13 protein-coding genes are annotated in these 15,686 nt (G+C 70.9%); 7 read left to right on the top strand and 6 right to left on the bottom strand.

Going from position 1 to position 15,686, the window contains the following annotated elements; all coding sequences use genetic code 11:
- Positions 1-136 precede the first annotated feature (136 nt).
- Positions 137-1,354 (top strand): MFS transporter, encoded by a 1,218-nt coding sequence (locus B378_RS0108415; protein WP_026046228.1) that lies wholly within the window; start codon positions 137-139, stop codon positions 1,352-1,354.
- A gap of 10 nt (positions 1,355-1,364) precedes the next feature.
- Here the strand turns inward: B378_RS0108415 and B378_RS0108410 are convergent, their stop codons facing one another.
- Positions 1,365-3,425 (bottom strand): peroxidase family protein, encoded by a 2,061-nt coding sequence (locus B378_RS0108410; RefSeq protein ID WP_017343363.1) that lies wholly within the window; start codon positions 3,423-3,425, stop codon positions 1,365-1,367.
- Positions 3,426-3,647: 222 nt separating this feature from the next.
- Here B378_RS0108410 and B378_RS0108405 point away from each other — a divergent pair, with 222 nt between their 5' ends.
- Positions 3,648-4,433, top strand: a complete 786-nt coding sequence (locus tag B378_RS0108405) for a PHP domain-containing protein (protein WP_017343362.1) — start codon at positions 3,648-3,650, stop codon at positions 4,431-4,433.
- A 662-nt stretch (positions 4,434-5,095) separates the two neighbouring features.
- Here B378_RS0108405 and B378_RS0108400 read toward each other — a convergent pair.
- Positions 5,096-6,334, bottom strand: coding sequence for a mandelate racemase/muconate lactonizing enzyme family protein (locus B378_RS0108400; protein ID WP_017343361.1), 1,239 nt, complete (start codon positions 6,332-6,334; stop codon positions 5,096-5,098).
- Positions 6,335-6,430: 96 nt separating this feature from the next.
- On the opposite strand from B378_RS0108400, the gene B378_RS0108395 reads away from it, so the two are divergent.
- Positions 6,431-6,916 carry a TRAM domain-containing protein gene (locus B378_RS0108395; protein ID WP_017343360.1) on the top strand — a complete coding sequence of 162 codons (486 nt, stop codon included), beginning with the start codon at positions 6,431-6,433 and terminating at the stop codon, positions 6,914-6,916.
- A gap of 25 nt (positions 6,917-6,941) precedes the next feature.
- Here the strand turns inward: B378_RS0108395 and B378_RS0108390 are convergent, their stop codons facing one another.
- Together B378_RS0108390 and B378_RS0108385 are read right to left on the bottom strand one after the other, a co-directional pair.
- Complete coding sequence (locus B378_RS0108390; protein ID WP_017343359.1) at positions 6,942-8,060, bottom strand: geranylgeranyl reductase family protein; 1,119 nt, start codon at positions 8,058-8,060, stop codon at positions 6,942-6,944.
- A gap of 96 nt (positions 8,061-8,156) precedes the next feature.
- Positions 8,157-10,406 (bottom strand): thioredoxin domain-containing protein, encoded by a 2,250-nt coding sequence (locus B378_RS0108385; protein WP_017343358.1) that lies wholly within the window; start codon positions 10,404-10,406, stop codon positions 8,157-8,159.
- 142 nt (positions 10,407-10,548) lie between these two features.
- Between B378_RS0108385 and purD the strand changes: the two genes are divergently transcribed.
- Positions 10,549-11,832: a phosphoribosylamine--glycine ligase gene (gene purD / locus B378_RS0108380; RefSeq protein ID WP_017343357.1), complete on the top strand. Its 1,284-nt coding sequence runs from the start codon at positions 10,549-10,551 to the stop codon at positions 11,830-11,832.
- A 107-nt stretch (positions 11,833-11,939) separates the two neighbouring features.
- Positions 11,940-12,521 carry a DapH/DapD/GlmU-related protein gene (locus tag B378_RS0108375; protein WP_017343356.1) on the top strand — a complete coding sequence of 194 codons (582 nt, stop codon included), beginning with the start codon at positions 11,940-11,942 and terminating at the stop codon, positions 12,519-12,521.
- Here B378_RS0108375 and B378_RS0108370 read toward each other — a convergent pair.
- Positions 12,518-12,877: a DUF5798 family protein gene (locus B378_RS0108370; protein WP_017343355.1), complete on the bottom strand. Its 360-nt coding sequence runs from the start codon at positions 12,875-12,877 to the stop codon at positions 12,518-12,520. The two genes, B378_RS0108375 and B378_RS0108370, sit on opposite strands and share 4 nt — an antisense overlap.
- A gap of 148 nt (positions 12,878-13,025) precedes the next feature.
- On the opposite strand from B378_RS0108370, the gene surE reads away from it, so the two are divergent.
- Positions 13,026-13,820: a 5'/3'-nucleotidase SurE gene (gene surE, locus B378_RS0108365; protein ID WP_017343354.1), complete on the top strand. Its 795-nt coding sequence runs from the start codon at positions 13,026-13,028 to the stop codon at positions 13,818-13,820.
- Positions 13,821-13,859: 39 nt separating this feature from the next.
- Here surE and B378_RS0108360 read toward each other — a convergent pair whose 3' ends face one another.
- Complete coding sequence (locus tag B378_RS0108360) at positions 13,860-14,567, bottom strand: nucleotide exchange factor GrpE (RefSeq protein ID WP_017343353.1); 708 nt, start codon at positions 14,565-14,567, stop codon at positions 13,860-13,862.
- A gap of 179 nt (positions 14,568-14,746) precedes the next feature.
- Here B378_RS0108360 and B378_RS0108355 point away from each other — a divergent pair, with 179 nt between their 5' ends.
- Positions 14,747-15,685: a DUF1028 domain-containing protein gene (locus B378_RS0108355; RefSeq protein WP_017343352.1), complete on the top strand. Its 939-nt coding sequence runs from the start codon at positions 14,747-14,749 to the stop codon at positions 15,683-15,685.
- The last annotated feature ends 1 nt before the right edge of the window (position 15,686 follow it).

Here is a 15,686-nt window from a genome sequence, read left to right as displayed (position 1 = left end):
GCCGCGAGAGGACGGTTTATACGGGTCGCACGAGAGGACCGAGACGAGACGTGAACCGCGGAGTCGACGCCACGAGCGCTCGGAGCCCCTCAGCAGTGAATCGACCGGACCAGGCGGCGCGGGGGCGGCGGTCGGCGTGAACTGGCGCTACCGCCACACGGTGTTGACGCTGTGTATGCTCGCCTTCTTCGTGACGTACTTCGCCCGGCTGGCGATCAGCCCGGTGGTCCCCCTGATCATCGACGACTTCGAGGTCTCGAACACGGCGGTCGGCGTCGCGCTCTCCGGGATGTGGTTCGCCTACGGGCTCTCGCAGTTCCCGAGCGGAATCTTAGCGGACCGGTTCGGCGAGCGCCGCGTCATCCTTGTCGCGGTCGGCGGGACCACTGCGATGAGCCTCCTGCTCGCCGTCGTGCCCGTGTTCCCCGCGTTCGTGCTGGCGGCGGTGCTTCTCGGGCTCGCGGCGGGGCTCCACTACGCGGTGGCGACCACGCTGCTCTCGCGGACGTTCGACGACCTCGGCACCGCCGTCGGGATCCACTCGCTCGGCGGTCCGCTGGCGGGTCTCGTCGCGCCGGTCGCCGCGACCTGGGTCGGCGTCCGCTACGGCTGGCGCCCGGGCGTCGCGCTGGCCGCGCTCGTCGGCGTCCCCATCTTCGTCTTGTTCGCGCGGCGAGTCCGGCCGACCGAGCCGCGGCGCCCGGACCAGTCGATGGCGGAGCGGCTCCGGCTCGCGCCGCTGCTCGAACTGATCGGGCGGCGCGAAGTCCTCGTCCCGCTCGCGGTCGCGACGCTCGGGACGTACGTCGCGCAGGGCGTCATCTCCTTCCTGCCGACGTTCCTCGTCGAGCTCCGCGGGTACTCGCCCGCGTTCGCCGGCGGCGTCTTCTCCGCGTTCTTCGTCGTCCGCGCCGGCGCGCAGGTCGGGCTCGGCCGGCTCTCCGACCGGCTGGGCCGCGACGCGAGCATCGCCGTCGCCCTTCTCGGCGGCGCGCTCGGCCTCGGAGGGTTGGTCGCGCTCCCCGACCTCGTCGAACTCCCGGCCGCGGTCGGGCTGCCGGCGCTCCCGACGCTCGCCGGCCTCGGGGTCGCCGTGTTCCTCGCCGGCCTCGGCTCCTCGTTCTTTTCGGCGATCGACCCGCGCTTCATGGACGCGCTCGGCGACGCGGAGCGCGGCGCAGGCTTCGGGCTGATCCGGACCGTCTACACGGTCATCGGCTCCGCGGGCTCGGTCGGCGTCGGCCTCGTCGCGGACCTGTTCGGCTGGGCCGCGTCCTTCGCCGTCATCGCCGGCATGTCCGGGCTCGCGTTCCTCGTCATCTCGGTGAACGCGCTCGTCGGCGAGGGGCGGTGAGTCCCTCCGGTCAGCCGACGTACCGTCGCCGCGTCGTCCGCTCGCCGCCGGGGCCGTACACGGTGACGACCTCCCCCTCGTCGTCGAGAGCCGGCGCACCGCGGCCGAGGTAGTGGTCGGTCGCGGTGTCCGTGCCCGATCCGACGTGAACGGTGAGGGTCTCGTCCGGGCCGAGCGTCGCGCCGGGGAGCTCGTCGCGCTGGCCGTCGAGATCGATGACGTAGCCGGTCAGGTCGATCGGGTCGTCCGCGGCGTTGCGCAGCGTCACCGACTCGTCAAGTGGGCCGCCCGACCCGTCGCCGACGCCGCTCCCCGGCCCGGCGTCGACGGCGTGGATCACGAGGCCGTCGGGGTTCGCCTCCGCCGCGAACTCGGTGATATCGGCGAGCGTGTACCTCTCGGTCGGGGTTGGCTGCGGGAGGCTCGGCTCCCAGTCGTCGGGCGCGGCGTTCGGGTACGCCGTCTCGTCGGCCTCGATCAGGCCGATCAGCGTCTCAGCGACGATCCGGCTGCCGACCGCGCCGAGGCGCTCGCCGTCCTGCTGGTGCTCGGCCTCCGCGAGCACGTAGTACCACAGCGGCGAGTCGGGGTCGGCGCCGCGGTCGTGCGCTCGCAGCGTCTTCATGATCGGCGAGTCCTCGCCGAACGCCTCGTTGCGGATCGGGTCGTACCCCATCCGCGCGGCGACGTCCTGGCCGGAGGGGATCCCGAGCGCCTTCGCGCGACGGAGGTTCCGGACGGCGAGCGAGGAGTCGCCGGAGATGGGCAGGTCGAACAGCGTCGGCGCGAGGAGCGGCTCCGTCTTCCGCGCCGGCTGGTAGTCGCCGTCGCCGGTGTCCAGCAGGCGTGACCAGTCGACGACGAGGTCGCTCGGGACGGGACGGCCGCCGCGGAGGTTCCGGCCGTCCCCGGCCCCGGTCGGAAACAGCGGCACCTCGCCGACCTCGTCGTTGACGTCGAACGCGTGCCGGATCATGCTGTGGCCGAAGCGGTAGGCGGCGCCACCGAACTCGACGGGAATCGCCGGCGTTCGCCCCGGCGGGACGAAGTGCTGTCGGCCGCGCTCCTCGATGTCGTCGAGGACGTATCGGTCGCAGATCCGCGGCAGGAAGTCGTGTCGCACGACCCACTGGTAGTGCCACCTGACGAGCCGCTGGGCCGCTTCGAGGACGGACTCGCCCCCTTCGACAAGGTCGGAGCCCGGGCCGCGCAGGTGGTCGACGACGCGGTTGTGGAAGTTGACGAACGCGAGCTGAAGCTGCGAGACGACGACGTTCTCGTCGTTGCGCGGGTCACCGATCAGCGCCACCCCCTGCTCGTTCCGCTGGAGGTCGGTCCCCGGGAGCCCCGAGAGGCCGCCGCCGTCCTCGGCGTCGGGCGCGGCCGCCTCGCCGGTGAGCAGCTTGCGCTCGTTCGTCTCGTGGTCGTAGAGGAACGGCGCCGCCTCGGCGTTCGTCCGGTACAGGGAGTCGAGGTCGAGCGCCGGCGTCCGGAAGTTCCGCAACGCGGCCGGGTCGTTCCGTCGGTCGATGTCCGAGGTCGGGTCGAACGTGACGTCGTGGTCGACGAACTGGCCGAAGATGCCGTAGCCGGCGGGCGTCTCGGCGTCGCCGACCGGGTCGTCCGGGGACTCCATCATCGGCGCGTCCGCCTCGCCGTCGGCGCCGCCGAGCGTCCGGAGCAGGTCCTCGTCGCGCTCGTACGGATCGAGCCCCGGGAACTGCGTGTGGAACCGGTGGCTCCTGACCGGCCCGGCGGCGGTACACGCCGCGTCGTTCATCCCCCGGTGTTCGGTCCCGCCGTGGATCGCGACGTTGTGCGCGTTCACCGTCAGGCGAAGCGCCGCCTCGTCTCCGTCCGGCCGGTCTCGCCGTCGGACCGACTCCTCGTCGCCCCCGCCGGCGGGGTTCCGAACCGTGAACGAGACGTCGTCCACGTCGACGCCGCCGTCCGCATCGAGGACGAACCCCCCGTCGTCGCCGGTCGTCCAGTAGCCGATCCGGTCCCCGTCGCCGCCCCGCCGCTCGCCGACCACGACCCGACCCGCCAGCGGCCGGTCGTCGCCGTCCACGACGCGACAGCGTATCTTGCCAGTAGTACCCATGGTATGATAAACCAATCATCAGCGAGAAAAAATTTTCTAAATGAACTTTCAACGAGTTTCGCGGATCATGTTGCTGGTTCGATCGCGGCGTGCCGGGGGTTCGATCGCGGCGTGGCGGGACTGGGTCTCGCGTGCGAACGCGTTCCGTGCGACCCGAACCTTCGAGTCGGACCGTGACGAACGGCCACCGTGTACGACTACCACGCCCACACGAACTACTCGGACGGGGCGTTCCTGCGCTGGATGGTCGACGCGGCCGCGGACGCCGGGCTCGACGGAATCGGGTTCGCCGACCACTGTAACGTGTCGCCGGAGCCGAGCGCGCGGCGCTACAAGCGCGCGCTGGGGTTCAACCTCGACATGACGTACGAGCGGCGCCGCGAGGCCATCGAGGCGGTCCGCGAGGAGGCCGCGGTCGACGTGTTCGACGCCGTCGAGATGGACTACGACCCCGCTCACGAGGCGGCGATCGCCGAGTTCCTCGACGACGCCGGCTTCGACTACGCCGTCGGCAGCGTCCACGACCTCGACGGCGCGAACGTCCACACGCGCTCGCACTTCGCCGACAAGCCCGAGACAGAGCGGCGAGAGCTGGTGGACCGCTACTTCGAGAAGCTGGTCGCCCTGGTCGAGTCGGAGCAGTTCGCGATCGCCGCGCACCCGGACCTGATCGAGCGCAACCCGCACCTCCGCGGGTTCGCGACCGAGGACCACTACGCCGCGGTCGCCGACGCGTTTCGAAGTTCGCGGACGGTCCCGGAGATCAACGCCGGACGCCTGCTCGACGACTACGGGGAGTTCCACCCGGCGCCCGCGTTCCTCGACCGCCTCGTCGACGCCGGCGTCGAGGTGACCGTCGGAACCGACAGCCACGAACCGGACGAGATCGCGCCCAGAACCCGGGAGATCGAAGCGGAGCTCGACCGGCGGGGGCTAGGAGCGGTTCGGCTCGATCAAGTGGCGAAGAAAGCCTGACGCGGACGATTGGTACTCATGCCCTCAGAAATTATCGATCATTCGGCTCGAACACTCGCAGTCCAAATTGGCTTCTGGATGTTCGTCGTTGCTGTGGCTGCGAGCGCTTTCGGATACGGAAACTCCGTCACGTTAGCCGGTCTTGCCTTCGGAGGTGCGATCTTGGCTAGCGCGGTCGTCTTGGAACTCACCGAAACCTATCGAGCGACAGACTAACCGCGCGAATTGATGGGTGTCTCTCCTGGCTGATCGATCACTCGTGAGGCCGTTTATAAGTGGAATCTCGGTGTTTCCGTCAGCTGTTTATAAACGGTTGAGGCTGCGGGGATGACGACCGCCAAAGCCCCAGTCGCGAGGCGGGCGCACGCTCGCTGCGCTCCTCGGTCGTTCGCTTCGCTCACTCCCTCCGGTGCTTACGTCGCCTGCGCCCGCCTCGCGACTGCCCCTTTGAGTCCCGCCCCGCACCGCGCCGCCCAGCACCTCAGGCCTCCCCAGCCTCGCGGTTCGCGCTCTGCGAGCGCTCACCGCGTCCCTCGCGGACTGGCTCGCGGCCGCCGGTGGCGGCCGCTCACAGGCGCGCCACCGCCTGTATTTTATAAGCTCTCGTCGAAGTCACTCACGGTTATTTTAATAAATCAGAGATTTCCGCGCTTGACTTCGCCTTACGCCTCGTCGAACAACGTCTCGCCCTCGACCATGTGCTCCTCGACGGCGTCCATGTCGAGGGTGAGGCCGAGGCCCGGCTCCTCCGGCACCTCGATGTAGCCGTCCTCGATGACGTCCTCCTCGACGAGGTCCTCCCACCAGCCGAGCTCGTAGGAGTGGTACTCGATCGCGAGCGAGTTCGGGATCGAGGTGCCGACGTGGGCCGCCGCCATCGTCGCGATCGGCGAGGCGACGTTGTGCATCGCGACCGGGACGTAGTACTGGTTCGCCACGTCCGCGATCTTGCGGGTCTCGCGCATGCCGCCGACCTTCGGCAGGTCGGGCGCGACGATGTCGACCGCCTGGTTCTCGATGAGGCGGCGCAGCTCGGTGACGCGGTAGCGGTTCTCACCGACCGTGATCGGCGTGGTCGTGTTCTTCGTGACCTCTTCCTGGACTTCGAGGTTCTCCGGCGGGACGGGGTCTTCGAGCCACCACACGTCGTACTCCTCGATGGCGTCCGCGAGGCGCTTCGCGGAGCCGCCCGAGAACGTCCAGTGGCAGTCGAAGGAGACGTCGGCCTTGTCCTTCACGCGCTCGGTGACCTTCTCGACGATCTCCGCCTTGTGGCGGATCTCGCCGGGGCGGAGATGGCGGTTCGCGCGGTCCTTCTCGAACCCGCTCGGCACGTCGAGGTCGAACTTCAGGGCGTCGTAGCCCAGCTCATCGACGACGCGCTCGGCCTCATCGGCGCAGGCCTCTGGGTCCGCCTCGTCCTCGGTGTGGCAGTCGCAGTAGACGCGCATCTTGTCCCGGTACTTCCCGCCGAGCAGCTGGTAGGCGGGCACGTCGAGGATCTTCCCGGCGAGGTCGTGGAGCGCGACCTCGATGCCGGAGATGGCCGTGACGGTGACGCCCTCGACGGAGCCCTCGCCGGACATCTTCTGGATCAGGTGCTCGTAGAGGCGGTCGATGTCGAGCGGGTTCTCGCCGACGACGAACGGCTTCATCCGCTCGATGAGTTCGGGCACGCCGGCGCCCCAGTACGCCTCGCCGGTGCCGACGACGCCCGCGTCGGTGTACACGCGGACGAGCGTCCACGGGAAGTTCCCGTCGACCATCGTCGTCTGCACGTCCGTGATCTCGACGTCGCGGCCGCCGCCGCGCGTCCCCGTGGTCCCCATCGTCTCGGCGGAGAGCTCTCGCATCGTGTACTCCGCATTCGGGTCGTGGAGTGACTCGTAGTTTCGGCTCATGCGCGGTGATTCCTTCGGGAGAGGGTAAATGTTTACCTTCGCACGCCGGGCGCCCGAACAGGTGGCTTTTCATCCCCGTGCGCGAAAGGAACGGGCATGGTCGAAATCACTGATTCTCTCGCGTGTCTGTACACGGGGCGGGTGGAGTCCCGCGGCGACGACTACGTCGTCACCGTTCCCGCCTCGGAGATCGAACACGGAAGCGTCGACGTCGGAGAGACGTATCGGATCGCCGTCTTAGACCGTGCCGAATCGGGTGACGAGGAGTCGGCGTCGAGCGCCGGAGACGACGCCGCGTCCGTTCCGGACGCGAGCGGTAGCTCGGGCGAGACCGCGTCCGACGACGGCCAGCGACCCACCTCCCGGGGTGCCGCCGGCGCCGTCCAGCCCGACCCGCCCGTCTCGGAGGGGGAGGTCCGCGACGTGACGATCGAGACGCTCGGCGACAAGGGCGACGGGATCGCGAAGATCGAGCGCGGCTACGTCGTCATCGTCCCGGACGCCGAACCCGGCGAGGAGCCGACCGTCGAGATCACGAGCGTCCGCGAGAACGTCTCGTTCGCGAACGTCGTCGAGGAGTAGCGACCGACCGGGGTCGCAGCGTTCCTCAGTCGCCGCGACTTTTCTGTTCCGGAGGGGCCCCCCGCGAGAACAGCGCCCGCAGGTTCGACGGCGAGAAGAACGAGGACGGCTCGTCCATGTGGACGCCGATCTCGCCCGACAGCGCCCGCAGTCCGACCCGCTGGACCGGTTCCGGGAGCGAGTAGCACCGCCGGATCGCCTTCCCGAGCCGGATCTCCGTGGCGAGCTCGTCGCGCCACCCGGACTCGTAGTCGGCGAGCGTCGCCGGGTCGCGCGGGTCGATCGCCGCCGCGGCAACGTCGGCCGCGCGCATCCCGTAGAGGATGCCGCCGCCGGTGAACGGCTTGGTCTGCGCGGCGGCGTCGCCGATCAGGAAGCCGCGGTCGCTCGTCGTCCGCGCCGGCGGGCCGACCGGAATCGCGCCCGAGCAGCGCCGGTCCGTCGTCGCGCCGTACGCGTCCGTGAGCCGGTCGAACATCCCCGACACGTCCTCGCTCGGCGGCGCCGCTAACCCGTACTCGACGCCCGCGTCGCCGCGGGGGATCCGCCACGCGAAGAACGTCGGCGCGGTGAGGTGGACGTCGACGTAGTCGCCCGCGTCCGGCTCCGGGTCGAACCCGAGGACCCCGTGGAGCAGCTCGTCCGGCTCCGGGAGGTCGAGCGCGCGGCGCACCCGCGAGGTCGGCCCGTCGCAGCCGGCGACCATCCGTGCCTCGACCCGCTCCACGTCGCCCGCGGGCGTCTTGACGTCGACGACGACCCGGTCGGATCGCTCCTCGACGCCGACGACGGTGTGGTCCTCTCGGACGTCGGCGCCGGCATCGCGCGCGCAGTCCGCGAGTGTCCGGTCGAGCCCGACGCGGTCGATCACGTTCGACACCGGCTCTCGCTTGTAGAACGGGTACGCCCGCGAGCCCGGACCCCCGACGTGGAAGCGAGCGCCGTACACGAGGTTCTGGAGGAGTTCGTCGCGGGCGCCGTCGGGGACGTACTCCCACACGTCGTCGGAGACGTGCCCGGAGCAGGCGAGCGGCTCGCCGACCGACCCCTTCTCGAAGGCGACGACGTCGTGCCCGGCCTCGGCCGCGCGCCGCGCGAACCGGGAGCCCGGCGGCCCCGCGCCCACGACGACGAAATCGTACATGGAGGGTGGGAGGTGACGGGGATATATAATTACGGCGTGGCTAACCCGTCGCCCCCGGTGGACCTCGGGATGTTCCGATCCGAGGCGCCGCCGTCGCTACGTCGACGACTCCCGCGTCTCCAGCCACTCCAGCGCCGCGTCGAGGTCGGTCCGCGGCGGCGAGCAGGTGAACCCCTCGCAGACGTACGCGGTCGGCTCGCCGTCGGTCGCGCCGCGGTCCGCCCAGATCGGCGGGGCCTCGGTCATCCCGAGGTCGTCGAGCCACTCGTCGAGCCCGGCTTCCGTGGCCGGGCGCGGGGCGACCAGCGCGCCCGGCAGGTACCGCTCGCCGAGCGTGTCCCGCCACTCGTCCGGTACCTCGTCGGCCGCGATCGTCACCTCGATGCCGCCGGTCTCGACGACGTCCGCGGCCCGCACGAGCGAGGCGTGTTCCAGCGGGCTCCCGCGGACCCGGTCGGCGTGCGTGCGAACGACGCGCCGGGCGATCTCGCGCAACTCCCCGTCTGTCCGGAAGCCGTCGAGGAGCGCGAGCGTCTCGGCCGCGACCCCGAGGCTCGACGGGGTCGACCGGTCGGTGAACTCCTGCGGTCGCGCGATGAGGGGGCCGGTGTCGGCGCCCCCGGCGCTCTCGCCGCCTTCCGCGGCCCCCTCGCTGTCGAGGTCGCGGGTGAAGTAGATCGTCCCGTCGTCGACGTCGTGGAACTCGTCGACGAGGTCCTCGGCCAGGTCGAGAGCGAACCCGAGCGGCTCCGGATCTCCTGTCGCGGCGTAGACATCGAGTGCGCCGCGCGCGAGGAACGCGTAGTCGTCGAGGTACCCCGGCCCGCGCACGTCGCCGTCGAGCCAGCGACGAGCAAGTGCGCCGGTCTCCGCGTCGGCGTCGTAGAGCCGCTCGCGGCAGAAGTCGAGCGCCTCGCGGGCGATGTCGGCGTACTCTTCGCCGAGGGCGTCTCCCGCCCGCGCGAACGCGGAGATGGCTCGCCCGTTCCACGAGGCCAGCACCTTCTCGTCGCGGGCGGGCCGGGGCCGCGTCTCCCGGGCGTCGAACAGCGCAGTTCGGGCCTCGGTCAGGATCTCTCGGACTTCCTCGGGCGACAGGTCGCGGTCCGCGGCCAGTTCCTCGACCGACGCGGCTATCGTCGGCACGGTCGTGCCGCGCTCGAAGTTGCCGCCGGACCGGATCCCGTACCGCTCCTTCGCGAGCGACGCCGCCGGCTCGTCGAGGACGGCGTCGACCTCCTCGGGGGTCCAGACGTAGAAGGCGCCCTCGACGTCCTCGTCGTCGTCGGCGTCGCCCTTATCGTCGCCTCGCCGGCTCTCGGGCGGCCGGCTCCGCGCGTCGAGGGTGCTGAAGAACGCGCCGTCGTCGTGGCGCAGTTCGCGGTCGAGGAACGCGAGCGACTCGCTTGCGACCCGGGCGTAGGCGGGGTCGCCCGCGAGCCGGTAGCCGTCAAGGTAGGCCATCGGTAGCTCGGCGTTGTCGTACAGCATCTTCTCGAAGTGGGGGACCGTCCACTCGCGGTCGACCGCATAGCGGTGGAACCCGCCGCCGATCTGGTCGTACATCCCGCCGTTAGCCATTCCGTCCAGCGTCCCCGTCGCGGCCGACAGGAGCGCGTCGCGGCCGCGACCGGCGTACGCACGCATGAGGAGGTCGATCCGGCCGGGCATCGGGAACTTCGCGCCGCCGCTCCCGAAGCCGCCGTACTCCTCGTCGTAGCCGCGGAGCGCGGCCGCGGCGGCCGTGTCGAGCAGGTCCTCGCTGGACGGTGAGTCGGTCCCCTCTCCATCTAAGTCCTCCGCGTCCGGCGTCGGCACCGACTCCAGTTCGTCGCGCGCGCTCTCGGCCCACTGGTCGGCGCGCCGCTTCATCTCCTCGCGCTGCTCGGGGTCGCTCCAGGAGTCGGCGATTCGCTCGCAGAGCCCGCGGAATCCGGGGTGGTTCTGCTGCGGCTCGGGCGGGAAGTAGGTCCCGACGTAGAACGGCTTCCCCTCGGGCGTACACCACGCCGAGAGCGGCCACCCGCCGCCGCCGGTGACCAGCTGGCAGACGGTCATGAACGTGCTGTCGACGTCCGGGCGCTCCTCGCGGTCGACCTTGATCGGGACGAACGACTCGTTCACGACGCTCGCGACCGACTCGTCCTCGAAGCTCTCCTCAGCCATGACGTGACACCAGTGACACGAGGAGTAGCCGATGGAGACGAACACCGGCACGTCGTGTTCGCGCGCTCGCTCGAACGCCTCGTCGCCCCACGGCTGCCAGTTGACGGGGTTGTCCGCGTGCTGTTGGAGGTAGGGACTCGCCTCCCCGTCGAGGCGGTTCCGCTCGGTCGGCTGTGACATACCCGCGATTCGGCCCGGCGGGGCAAAAGGCGTCCGCACCGGGACGAGCGCCGGCGCTCGATCCCGAATATAGCCACGATTATGTACATCTCGGACCGAACAGAGGGTAAGGTTTACACTACCGTGCGGGAATCCGTCGGACATGACGGAGACCGTACTCTTAGTGGGGGGCGGCGGCCGCGAACACGCGATCGCCCGCGCCGTGGCGGACGACTGCGCGCTGTACGCCTGCGCGAGCGTCCGGAACCCGGGGATCCGACGACTCGCCGAGGGCTTCGAGGAGATCGACGAGACCGACGCTGGCGCAGTCGCGGGGTACGCGACCGACGTGGGCGCCGACCTCGCGGTCATCGGCCCCGAATCGGCGCTGGAGACCGGAGTCGCCGACGCGCTCGACGACGCCGGCGTCTACGCGTTCGGCCCGCGGGCCGAGGAGGCGCGCTTGGAGACGGACAAGGCGTACCAGCGCGAGTTCATGGAGGAGCACGCGATTCCGGGCTGTCCCGACTACGCGGTGTTCGACGACATGGCGGCGGCCTGCGAGTACATCGACGAGTACGACGGCGACCTCGCGGTCAAGCCCGCCGGCCTCACCGGCGGCAAGGGCGTGAAGGTGATCGGCGATCAGGTGACCGCGGAAGAGGCGAAGGCGTACCTCCGCGACTCCGACTACGACCGCGTCGTCCTCGAAGAGCGGCTCGTCGGCGAGGAGTTCACGATCCAGGCGTTCGTCGCGAACGGCGACGTGCGGACGACGCCCGCGGTCCAGGACCACAAGCGCGCCTACGAGGGCGACGAGGGGCCGAACACCGGCGGGATGGGGTCGTACTCCGACACGGGCCGCTCGCTGCCGTTCATGCGCGAGGGCGACTACGAGGCCGCCGTCGACGTGCTGGAGGCGGTCGTCGACGCGCTCCCCGACTACAAGGGCGTCCTCTACGGCCAGTTCATGCTCACCGACGAGGGGCCGAAGGTCGTCGAGTTCAACGCGCGATTCGGCGACCCGGAGGCGATGAACACGCTGCCCGTTCTCGACACGCCGTTCGTCGACGTGCTCGCCGCGGCCCGCGACGGCGAGCCGCTCCCCGAGCTCTCCTTCTCGGGCGAGGCGACCGTCTGTAAGTACACGGTGCCGGACGGCTACCCGACCGACCCGGACGCGGGCGCCGAGATCGCGGTCGACGAGGAGAGCGCGGGCGACGCGCTCCTCTACTACGCGAGCGTCGACGAGCGCGACGGCCGCCTGTACACGACCACGTCGCGCGCGTTCGCCGTCGTCGGCCGCGGCGACTCCATCGCGGCGGCCGAGGAACAGGCCGAGGACGCGCTGGCGGCCGCGGGCGACCGCGTCCGCATCCGCCACGACATCGGGAAGGCGGACCTCGTTCAGCGCCGGATCGATCACATGGACGAACTCCGGAGCTGAGGCCGCGGGTCCCCCGGGCCGCGGCCGCCCCCGAGCCGTCGCCGTTGCGTCCCGAACCGTCGCGGCCGGGAGCGACCCTTTTATTCTCGCCGTCCGAACGGCGTGACGTGAGAGACGACGACGCGGCCGGAACGCGTGACGAAGCCGATTCGGACCCGACGCGCGACGACGCGGACCCCGCCCGCAGCGACCGCCTCGATCGATTCCCGACGCCGGGCGTGCGCAACTCGCTGTGGTCGTGGCCCGACGCGAAGTCGCCGCTCGCGGTCGTCCGCAACTACGTCGTGATCGTCCTCGCGCGGATCTGTCCGAGCCTCCGGCTGAAGAACTGGCTGCTGCGTCGGATCGGCGTCACGGTCGGAGCCGGCGTCGCGTGGGGACTGGAGTCGACGCCGGACGTGTTCTGGCCGGAGCGGATCACCGTCGAGGACGACGCGATAATCGGGTACGACGCAACGTTGCTCTGCCACGAGTTCCTCCGCGAGGAGTACCGCCTCGGCGACGTGGTCGTCGAGGAGGGAGCGATGATCGGCGCGGGGGCGGTCGTCCTCCCCGGCGTCACGATCGGCGAGGGGGCACGCGTCGCCGCGAACTCGCTCGTCGCGGAGGACGTGCCGCCGGGCGCGACCGTCGCCGGCGTGCCGGCCGAGGTCGTCTCACAGGCCGAGTCGGCCCCGAGCGACGATTAAGCGGCGTCCTCGTCGCTCGCGTCGGGGTCCGCGCTCGCGGCCGAATCGTCGTCCGCGTCGGCGGCGGCGTCCGAATCGCCCTCGGCGCCCTCGGCGGCCGCCGATTCCTCGGCGTCCGTGATGTGCGCCTCGGTGCTCACGCGCTCTAAGTCGACGCCGACCTCTTCGGCGACCGCGTCGAGGACGGCCCGCTGTTCGGCCATCTCGTTTTCGAGCGTCTTCACGCGCTCGGAGGTGTCTATCACCGTCTCCTGCGTCTCGTCGACCTCGTCGCGCAGCTCGCTGATCTTCTTGTAGGTGCGCTCCGCGCGGTCGGCGAGCGTCTGGATCTTCTTGGCGGTGTCCCCGAATCCCATACCGACGCGTCGGCCCGGCGATACGTGTGCTTTTCCGTTCGGTTCGGCGTCGACGGCCGCCTCGGTGCGGGCGCGTCTCCGGCCGCTTCGGTGCCGTCGGGCCGCCGACCGACGGTGGACTTTTGGCCGACTCGCCCGTGATACGGGTATGAGCGCCGACCGGATCCTGTTGACCAACGACGACGGCGTCGACGCCGCGGGGCTCCGCGCGCTGTACGAGGCGCTCGCCGACGAGTACGCGGTGACCGTCGTCGCGCCGGCCGACGACCAGTCCTCGGTCGGCCGCCGCCTCTCCGAGGACGTCGCGGTCGACGACCACGAGCTGGGGTACGTAGTAGACGGCACTCCCGTGGACTGCGTCGTCGCGGGGCTCGACGAACTCGTCACGGACGCCGACGCGGTCATCGCCGGCTGCAACGAGGGGGCGAACCTCGGCGCCTACACGCTCGGCCGGTCGGGGACCGTCTCCGCGGCGGTCGAGGCGGCGTTCTTCGGCGTGCCCGCGGTGGCGACCTCGATGTACGTGCCCGGCGGCGACGACTGGTGGAAACGGGAGTTCGAGCCCAAAGACTTCGCGCACGCGGTCCGCGCGACGCGGTTCCTCCTCGACGAGGCGGCCGACGCCGGCGTGTTCGACCGCGCGGACTACCTCAACGTCAACGCGCCCATCGCGGACGCGGACCGCGCGCCGCTCCGGGTCACGACGCCCTCGACGTGGTACGGGATGCGCGCGGAACAGAACGGCGACGGTCGCGTGGGCTTTTCGGACCCGATCTGGGGCCGCATGAACGAGGGCAACGTGCCCGATCCCGTGGGGACCGACCGCCGCGCCGTCGTCGACGGCGAGGTGTCGGTCTCGCCGCTGTCTGTGCCGCACGCCGCCGAACCGAACGCGGGGCTCGACGAGCTGGTAGACGCCTACGAGGCGGCGATTCGGTCGTGAACGGGACCCGCGCCGATCGGTCTCGGGAGAGCCGTCGCGCTACTCCCCGCCGCCGGTGCTGACGGTCACCTTCGCCTCGCTCAGCACGCGGTCGCCCATCTCGTAGCCGGGCTCGTACACCTCGTGGATCGTCCCCTCCGGGCGGTCGCTGTCGACGCGGAGCATCACCTGGTGGCGCGCGGGGTCGACCTCCTCGCCCGGCTCGGGGTCGATCGCTTCGACGCCCTCCTCGGCGAGCACGTCGTCGAACTTCTCTAACGTCGACTCGACGCCGGGCCGAAGGTCGCTCCCCTCGTCCTGGTCGAGCGCGCGTAAGAGGTCGTTTCGGACAGGGGTGAGCCGCTCGACGAGCGCCTCGGAGGCGCGCTCGCGGATGTCCTCCTGCTTCCGCTTCGCGCGCTCCTTGTAGTTGCTGAAGTCCGCCTTCACGCGGGCGAGCTTGCTCGTCAGCTCCTCGACCTCCTCGTCGCGCTCGCGGAGCGCCTCGCGGGTCTCGGCGAGGTCCGCCTCCAGCGCCGCGACCTCCCGCGCGAGCGCCTCGTCGTGTTCGGCGACGGCCGCGGCGATCGCCTCGCCGTCGCGGCGGGCGTCGGAGGCGTCTCTGCTCGGCTCCCCGTCGGCCGATTCGTTGCCGGCCGACTCGCCCGCCGCTCCCTCGGCGGCCGCCTCCGCCGTGCCGTTCGCTCTCGCCGCGTCGCCCTCGGCGTCGTCGGGGGACTCGACATCGACGGCGTCGTCGTCGCTCATACCCGATCGAAGTCGGTCGTCGGGGATAAGCGTTCAGAACCGCGCCGCGGCGACCCCGACTGCGACGCGGCGATCGGCCGGCGTCCCGCCGGCGGCGCCGTGGTCTCGACTGACTCCCCTTCGTCCGGTTGCCGCGAGACGGGCGGATTTAAGCTCGCGGCGCCCACGACATGTCCCGCATGCCACCTCGACCCTCGACGTTCTCGATCGCCGCGCGCGACCCGGAGACGGGCGCGGTCGGCGTCGCCGTCCAGTCGAAGTTCGTCGCCGTCGGCGCCGTGGTCCCGTTCGTGAGCGCCGACGCGGGCGCGGTGGCCACGCAGAGCTTCGCGAACGTCGCCTACGGCCCCGACGGCCTCGATCTGCTCCGCGAGGGCCATGCGCCCGCCGAGGCGATCGATCGGCTCACGGCCGCCGACGAGGAGGCGCCCTCGCGTCAAGTCGGCGTCGTTGACGTCGACACCGACGAGGAGCCCGCGGCGTTCACCGGCGACGAGTGCCACGACCACGCCGGCGACAGGCAGGGGGATCACTACACGGTCCAGGGCAACATCTTGGAGAACGCCGACACCCTCGACACGATGGCGGAGGCCTTCGAGGAGACGGACGGCGGCCTCCCGGAGCGGCTGATCGCGGCGCTCCACGCGGGCAACGAGGCGGGCGGCGACAAGCGCGGCGAGCAGTCCGCGGCGCTGTACGTCGCCAAGCCCGAGGGGGGCTACGACGGCAAGAACGACCGCTGGGTCGACGTGCGCGTCGACGACCACGAGCGGCCGATCGACGAGCTGGAGCGCGTGTTCAAGATCTACGACGTGACCCTCCTCGAACGCGAGGCGCCCGACGAGACCCGAGAGCTGACCGGCGAGAGCGCGGTCGGCGTCCAGTCCGCGCTCGTCGACCTCGGCTTCTACGACGGCGAGCCGACCGCCGAGTTCGGCGACGATGCCCGCGACGCCCTCGAGTCGTTCCGCGGCATGAACAACTTCGAGAACCACTCGCTCGCGGTGCTGGAAGACGCCATCGCGCGAGGGTGGGACGAGACCGCCTCCGACGACGACCCCGAGTCGCGGCTGGTCGACGCGATCTGGCACGGGCTCTCTCGACTCGACCGGGCGTAAC

The sequence above is a fragment of the Halorubrum sp. T3 genome (assembly GCF_000296615.1).
In the GTDB taxonomy this organism is placed as follows: Archaea; Halobacteriota; Halobacteria; order Halobacteriales; family Haloferacaceae; genus Halorubrum; species Halorubrum ruber.
Note: the sequence above shows the minus strand (reverse complement) of the source record. Positions and strands in the feature narration are given on the sequence as shown.

What these genes read in the sequence shown, in the direction of transcription:
- B378_RS0108400 (WP_017343361.1), bottom strand. Translation starts at nt 6,334, where the DNA reads ATGAGCCGAAACTACGAGTCACTCCACGACCCGAATGCGGAGTACACG.
- B378_RS0108395 (WP_017343360.1), top strand. Translation starts at nt 6,431, where the DNA reads ATGGTCGAAATCACTGATTCTCTCGCGTGTCTGTACACGGGGCGGGTG.
- B378_RS0108390 (WP_017343359.1), bottom strand. Translation starts at nt 8,060, where the DNA reads ATGTACGATTTCGTCGTCGTGGGCGCGGGGCCGCCGGGCTCCCGGTTC.
- B378_RS0108385 (WP_017343358.1), bottom strand. Translation starts at nt 10,406, where the DNA reads ATGTCACAGCCGACCGAGCGGAACCGCCTCGACGGGGAGGCGAGTCCC.
- purD (WP_017343357.1), top strand. Translation starts at nt 10,549, where the DNA reads ATGACGGAGACCGTACTCTTAGTGGGGGGCGGCGGCCGCGAACACGCG.
- B378_RS0108370 (WP_017343355.1), bottom strand. Translation starts at nt 12,877, where the DNA reads ATGGGATTCGGGGACACCGCCAAGAAGATCCAGACGCTCGCCGACCGC.
- surE (WP_017343354.1), top strand. Translation starts at nt 13,026, where the DNA reads ATGAGCGCCGACCGGATCCTGTTGACCAACGACGACGGCGTCGACGCC.
- B378_RS0108360 (WP_017343353.1), bottom strand. Translation starts at nt 14,567, where the DNA reads ATGAGCGACGACGACGCCGTCGATGTCGAGTCCCCCGACGACGCCGAG.
- B378_RS0108355 (WP_017343352.1), top strand. Translation starts at nt 14,747, where the DNA reads ATGCCACCTCGACCCTCGACGTTCTCGATCGCCGCGCGCGACCCGGAG.